Here is a 4,203-nt window from a genome sequence, read left to right as displayed (position 1 = left end):
CCTCTCGGCCCTCCCGCCCATAACCACAACAGTCACGGAGGAACAACGACCCAGTCCTGCTCGAATCACGCATTCCTCAGCAGAGTCCTGAAGGCCAGAGCATCCTGGGAGAAATCAGGTGAAGCTGAATCAGCCGCCCAGCCGGGACAAGCACTGGGAGGGCTACGAGCTCGCCTCCGACGACACCCACGGTACGTATGGATTCGGCATGGCAACATCTGCCTGATGGCCATCCCGAAGGATGAGGGCACCGCTCGGCAGTCTGCGGGGAGCCCGGCGGTACCCCGGTGAAGGCGATCTCAGCCAGCCGGAGGCTGGGGTGAGAATTCGGTGCCACTGGAGGATTCGCGTCGAAGTTGCCCTGGAGGCGGATCGGGCAGGGGCGACGGCAAAACATTCACGACGATCGGAGGTGGGTGATTCGAAGGTGTGGGCACCTGAATGAGGAAGGGGAGGAACGTAATTTGGCCGCCCCTGTTCAGGGCCCGCTTCGAAACCCGATAGCACACGATTGCGTCTGGATTGCTGATGGTCGTGTAGCACTTAAGTTCCGACGGTGAAACTTGGGAATTCTGCGGTGAGGCAACGGAGCCACTCGCTGATGTGAGCAATATGCCAGCCTCCAAGCAGAAGTAGGCTGCCGCGGCGAAACTGATGTTCCGCAAGGTTGTCTTCATGTTCATCAGTCCAATGGCGTAGGAGAAGTGGAATGTCCCATAAGCGGCGCAGCTGGGGCTTCAGAGGCCCACGCCCGTTATGAATCGACGGGGACGATTCACGTAGGACTACATGGGCGTTGGCAACTATCGTCTCGTTCGGCCCGGTCCGCGGCTGGCCCGTCTCGTTCAGCTGGGTCTCTGGCGACGACCCCAGTTCGAACCAACATACTTCGGGCAGCGTCTCCCGTACGGCACAGGCCCCAGATCCTGCAGCGACTTCGCGTATATTTTCTCATGCTTCGGCTGCTCTTCCCGTGTTTTCCATTCGAGCAGCTTCCCGCAGACATCCGCCAGATCGTCGCCGACAAGACCGGCGCCGTGCACCAGGTGGTGACCGTGCGCGGCGGCATGAACTCCGGCATCGCCTCCGTCCTGGAGACGGAGAGCGGCAGCGTCTTCGTAAAGCGGCATCCCGGCCGACCATCCCCAGGTCGGTGCGTAGCGCCGTGAGGCGGCGGTGGCCCCGCACCTGCCCGCGTCTGTACTGGCACCTGGAGCTGGACGGATGGAGTCTCCTCGGCTACGAGGGGGTCGACGACCGTCACGCCGACTACGCGCCCGGCTCGCCGGACCTGCCACTGGTAGCGGCGGCGCTCACCGAGCTTCAGGGCATCTCCGCACCGGCCGACGTCGAGATCAAACAGGCTGAGGAGCGGTGGACTCCGTACGCGCCGGAGGGCACCGCGCGGTACTTCGCAGGCGACACCCTGCTGCATACGGACTTTGCCCCCGACAACGTCCTCATCACAGGGGGACGGGCCCGGCTCGTTGACTGGGCGTGGCCGACGCGGGGCGCCGCGTGGATCGACCCGGGCGCTCTAGCGCTGCGCCTTATGGATGCCGGGCACTCCGTCGAGGAGGCGGTCGCCTTCGCTCGTCGCTTCCCCTCCAGGGAGGACGAGATGCCCTGGCCGCGCCGTGGCCTCGGTCCGCCGCAGATGCGACGATCAATGGTGTGGACCCCGCCCGCGGAACAGTGGAGTATCACGATGGGTGAGAGGAACGCCTTCAAGGCACTGATCATCGGTGGATCCGTCGGAGGTTTGGCGGCAGCGCACGAACTGGGATCCGCTGGTGCGGACGTCGCTGTCTACGAACGGTCAGCCGGCCGGACCGAGCCCCGCGGGGCCGGGATCGTCATGCAGCCTGAGGTCGAGATGCTGCTGGAGCGGCTGGGATCGTCCGCGCGATCCGTGAGCGTCCCCCTGCACGAACGCCAGCAACTCCACATCCACGGCAAGGCCGAGCGCTACGAAGCCCCGCAGCTGATGACTTCCTGGGACACCCTCTACCGCGCGCTTCGCGATCCGCTCACCGAGGTGTGCTACCGCCTGGACAGCTCGCTCGCCCGTGTGCGGGTGGAAGGCCATGACGTCACGGCTGAGTTCTCCGACGGGTACACCGTGCGTGGCAACTTCCTCGTCGGTGCCGACGGAATCGGATCGACCACGCGAAGACTTATCGACCCCGCTGCTTGTCCCGCGTACGCGGGCTACGTGGCCTGGCGTGGACTGGAGTCCGAATCCCGGGTGCCGGACGACTTGCTGGAGCTTCTTTCGGGTCGATTCACATTCTTCGGTTCGCATGGCATGCAGATGCTTTGCTATCTGGTTCCAGGGCCCAACGGTGAGCTGGAGGAAGGGCTGCAGCGGGTCAATTGGGTGTGGTATGTGAATGTTGCCGAGCGTAATCTTTCGAGGCTCATGACGGGGCGCTCCGGAAAGCACTTCGCGCATTTCCTGCCGTCAGGGGAGCTGATGCCTGGGACGGTTGAGGAGGTCGATGCCCAGGCGGATTCCTCCTTGCCACCACAGTTCGCCAGACTTGTTCGGCTGTCGGAGGTCTTCATGCAACCGGTATTCGACCTCCCTCCCTACCGCATGGTGGCCGATCATGCGGCCTTGATAGGGGATGCTGCGGGAACGGTCCGGCCGCACACTGCTTCAGGAACATCCAAAGCGTTCGGTGACGCTGCCGGCCTCGCCGCAGCGATGAACGGGTGGACGCCCTCGAAGGCGCTTCCCGCCCGGGGCCTCGAAGAATGGGAGGTCCGGCGGCTGGCACACTTGGCCAGGCTGTCGGAGATCGGAATCGAGTTGGCGGTGACATCCTCGCTCGGAGTGGCGAACGGCCGTCAGTTCTTCGACTCGGAATGACCATGTCCCGAGGCCGGGCAGGAGCACGCACACCGTGAGGATAAGGACCAGTACGGCGCATGCGGCAAATGCGGGGCCTGGTAGAAGCGGTTCGCTCCAAGGCACGGGCGACGGTGTGGAGGCGCAGTCCCGGACGGCGGGAGCTGGTCGTCCGGTACGCAGGCCGGCACGGCCTGGACGTTGACGGTGAACGCGACGTCGTCGGAGATGAAGCCCTGGTAGGCGGTGACGCCGAAGTCGCTGCGCTTGAGGCGGCCGGTGGCGGTGGCTCCGGCGCGCAGCACGCCGAAGGCGTCCTTGACGGGGCCGGCGGTGTCGGTGACCAGGTCGACGGTGCGGGTGTGGCCGTGCAGTGTGAGCTCCACCGTCATCAGGTACTGGTCGGCGACGTCCTTGACCAGCGACACCACGCGGACGGTCGCCCCGGGGTGGGTGGCGGTGTCGAGGAAGTCGGGACCCTTGATGTGCTGGTTGCGTAGGGAGTTGCCGGAGCCGAAGCTGCCGGCATCGAACGTGGCTTCGAAGCCGAGGAGTTCGGGCTTCTCGCCCTCCATGGCATCGCTGAGGGCGACCGGGCCGCGCAGGCCGGTGAAGCGGGCGTGGACGGTGGAGACGAGGCAGCGGACGGAGAATTCCACAGAGGAGTGGGCGGGGTCGATCTTCCAGTCCACGACCGGGGTCCCTTCGGTTCGTGTCGTACGAGAGGTGGTGCCAGGCGCCGAGCGAGTCGCGGGCCTGCTCGGGGGTGAGGTGCGATACCTGGGCGGTGGTCCGGGACGTGCCCAGGAGGTAGTTCGCGAAGATCGAGACGCACGTCTCCGGTATGTGGGTCTCGCGGGCGGAAGCGGTCGTCAGCTCCACCCAGCGGGCCCGCTGCGCCTCGGTGATGTCCAGCCCGACGTGCCGCTTGAGCAGGGTGCGCAGGTCGCCGCGGTCACGCAGGTAGTCGTCAGGGCCGCCGAAGTTCATGGCCGGGCGAGCAGCAGCCGGGTGGCGTTCTGCTCGGGGAACTCGCGTACCAGACCGTCGAGGAGCTGGGCCGTGGTGATGTAGTCCCTGGCCTCAAAGAGGAGGCCGGCGCGCTCCCAGCGCTCGGCCGGGGTGCCAGGGGTGTCGAACACCGGGTTCAGCTTCATGTCTTCCTCACCCCTCCTCGCTGCGCGAGGCACGGTAAGGGCGCCGGGGCAGGGGCTGGGGATTCCGGCCCCTGCCCCGACGGATGGCGTCAGCCCTGGGGGGGTGCCCCTATGTCTTTGGTCAAGGTGGTCGGGTGGCAGTGTGGCTGTCATGAGTGATGACGTGCCTGTTCGAGAGTCGGTAGTCGAGGG

Annotated in this window: 4 protein-coding genes; 1 reads left to right on the top strand and 3 read right to left on the bottom strand. The window is 65.8% G+C overall.

Annotation, left to right across the window (positions count from 1 at the left end):
* Positions 1-845 precede the first annotated feature (845 nt).
* Positions 846-1,130 carry a hypothetical protein gene (locus ACFU8W_RS52105; RefSeq protein WP_384052872.1) on the bottom strand — a complete coding sequence of 95 codons (285 nt, stop codon included), beginning with the start codon at positions 1,128-1,130 and terminating at the stop codon, positions 846-848.
* Positions 1,131-1,708: 578 nt separating this feature from the next.
* Between ACFU8W_RS52105 and ACFU8W_RS52100 the strand changes: the two genes are divergently transcribed.
* Positions 1,709-2,875, top strand: a complete 1,167-nt coding sequence (locus ACFU8W_RS52100) for an FAD-dependent monooxygenase (RefSeq protein WP_384052870.1) — start codon at positions 1,709-1,711, stop codon at positions 2,873-2,875.
* On the opposite strand, the gene ACFU8W_RS52095 is transcribed toward ACFU8W_RS52100, so the two are convergent.
* A complete protein-coding gene (locus ACFU8W_RS52095) occupies positions 2,854-3,546 on the bottom strand; it encodes a YceI family protein (protein WP_384052868.1) in 693 nt (230 codons plus the stop codon). The two genes, ACFU8W_RS52100 and ACFU8W_RS52095, sit on opposite strands and share 22 nt — an antisense overlap.
* 294 nt (positions 3,547-3,840) lie before the next feature.
* Positions 3,841-4,011 carry a hypothetical protein gene (locus tag ACFU8W_RS52090; RefSeq protein ID WP_384052866.1) on the bottom strand — a complete coding sequence of 57 codons (171 nt, stop codon included), beginning with the start codon at positions 4,009-4,011 and terminating at the stop codon, positions 3,841-3,843.
* Positions 4,012-4,203 lie beyond the last annotated feature (192 nt).

The sequence above is a fragment of the Streptomyces sp. NPDC057565 genome (genome assembly GCF_042801455.1).
Classification (GTDB): domain Bacteria; phylum Actinomycetota; class Actinomycetes; order Streptomycetales; family Streptomycetaceae; genus Streptomyces; species Streptomyces yanii.
Note: the sequence above shows the minus strand (reverse complement) of the source record. Positions and strands in the feature narration are given on the sequence as shown.

Excerpts from the sequence above, each read along its gene's own strand:
- ACFU8W_RS52090 (WP_384052866.1), bottom strand. The coding sequence starts at position 4,011 with ATGAAGCTGAACCCGGTGTTCGACACCCCTGGCACCCCGGCCGAGCGC.
- ACFU8W_RS52105 (WP_384052872.1), bottom strand. The coding sequence starts at position 1,130 with ATGCCGCTTTACGAAGACGCTGCCGCTCTCCGTCTCCAGGACGGAGGC.
- ACFU8W_RS52100 (WP_384052870.1), top strand. The coding sequence starts at position 1,709 with ATGGGTGAGAGGAACGCCTTCAAGGCACTGATCATCGGTGGATCCGTC.